This window comes from Xanthomonas sp. SHU 199 (genome assembly GCF_000364665.1).
GTDB classification, from domain to species: Bacteria; Pseudomonadota; Gammaproteobacteria; order Xanthomonadales; family Xanthomonadaceae; genus Xanthomonas_A; species Xanthomonas_A sontii.
Map to the genome: position 1 here is coordinate 1 of NZ_AQOI01000446.1, position 1,556 is coordinate 1,556.

A 1,556-nucleotide genomic window follows, 5' to 3' on the forward strand; every position below is an offset into this window, starting at 1 on the left:
TGCCGGTGAGCACGCCCATCGCCAGCGGCGACCAGGCCAGCACCGACATGCCCAGCGCCTCGGCCATCGGCACCAGTTCGCGCTCGACGGTGCGCTGCGCCAGCGAGTACTCGATCTGCAGGGCGACGAACGGCGTCCAGCCGCGCAGGTCGGCCAGGGTCTGCATGCGCGCCACCTGCCAGGCGGGGGTGTCGGAGATGCCGGCGTAGAGGATCTTGCCGGCACGCACCAGATCGTCGAAGCCGCGCATGACCTCGTCGATGCCGGTGGTGCCGTCCCAGGCATGCAGGTACAGCAGGTCCAGATAATCGGTGCCCAGCCGCGCCAGGCTGGCGTCGACCGAGCGCAGCAGCGCCTTGCGGTGGTTGCCGCCGCCGTTGGGGTCGCCGGGGAAGGGATTGAGCGCGAACTTGCTGGCGATCACCAGGCGGTCGCGGCGGCCGGCGACGAAGCGGCCGAGCAGGGTCTCGGCGCTGCCGTTGGTGTAGATGTTGGCGGTATCGAGGAAGTTGCCGCCGGCATCGACATACAGGTCGAACAGGCGGCGTGCCTCGGCTTCGTCCGCGCCCCAGCCCCAGTCGGCGCCGAAGGTCATGGTGCCCAGGCACAGCGGGCTGACGCGCAGGCCGGAACGGCCGAGCAGGCGGTAATGATCGAGGGCCATCGCAGCGGTCTCCGAAGTGAGGGTGTGGGCACTGTAGGCGCCACGTCGCCACGGATAAATCCAGGTAATCCGCATGTGCTTTGAAGGTGTGCTAAACAATGGGCGGCGCGCCCGCCGCGTCCGTCCTTCCACTGCCGCCCGTTCGCCATGCACCGTCCACCGCCGCTGTCCGCCGTCGTCGCCTTCGTCCGCGTTGCCCACCATGGCAGCTTCACCCGCGCCGCGGCGGAGCTGGGCGTCTCGCCCTCGGCGCTGTCGCAGACGCTGCGCGCGCTGGAGGCGCAACTGGGCGCACGCCTGCTCAACCGCACCACCCGCCGGGTCGGCCTGAGCGAGCATGGCGAGCGCTTCCTGCAGCGGGTGGCGCCGGGCCTGGCGCAGATCGACGCGGCCTTCGCCGACCTGGATTTCCTGCGCGACCGCCCGGCCGGCACGCTGCGCATCAACCTGCCGCTGGTGGCCGCCGAGCAACTGGTGTGCCCACAGCTGCCGGCGTTCCTGGCGCGCTATCCGGAGGTCAGCGTGGAGCTGTATTCGGACCGGACCCTGGCCGACATCGTCGCCGGCGGCTTCGACGCCGGCATTCGCCTGGGCGAGAGCCTGGCGCGCGACATGATCGCGGTGCCGCTGGGACCGCCGCAGCGGCAGACGGTGGTGGCCGCGCCGGCGTATTTCGCTGCGCATGGAGTGCCGCGCACGCCGGCCGAACTGGCTGCGCACGACTGCATCCGCTGGCGCCGCACCGACGGCCGCCTGCAGGCCTGGGAGTTCACCCGCGATGGCCATGATTTCCTGGTCGAAGTCAGCGGGCGGCTGGTGGTCAACGACACCGCGGTCGGCCTGGACGCCGCGCGCCGTGGGCTGGGCCTGGGCCAGGCGTTCGAATGGCAGG

At 71.3% G+C, this 1,556-nt stretch carries 2 protein-coding genes; one reads left to right on the forward strand and one right to left on the reverse strand.

Features of this window, described 5'->3' with window-relative positions; all coding sequences use genetic code 11:
• A partial coding sequence (locus D183_RS0114295) for an aldo/keto reductase (RefSeq protein ID WP_017909604.1) occupies positions 1-664 on the reverse strand: 664 nt, incomplete at its 3' end.
• Positions 665-811: 147 nt separating this feature from the next.
• Here D183_RS0114295 and D183_RS0114300 point away from each other — a divergent pair.
• The coding region (locus D183_RS0114300; protein WP_017909605.1) for a LysR family transcriptional regulator at positions 812-1,556 on the forward strand (745 nt) is incomplete at its 3' end.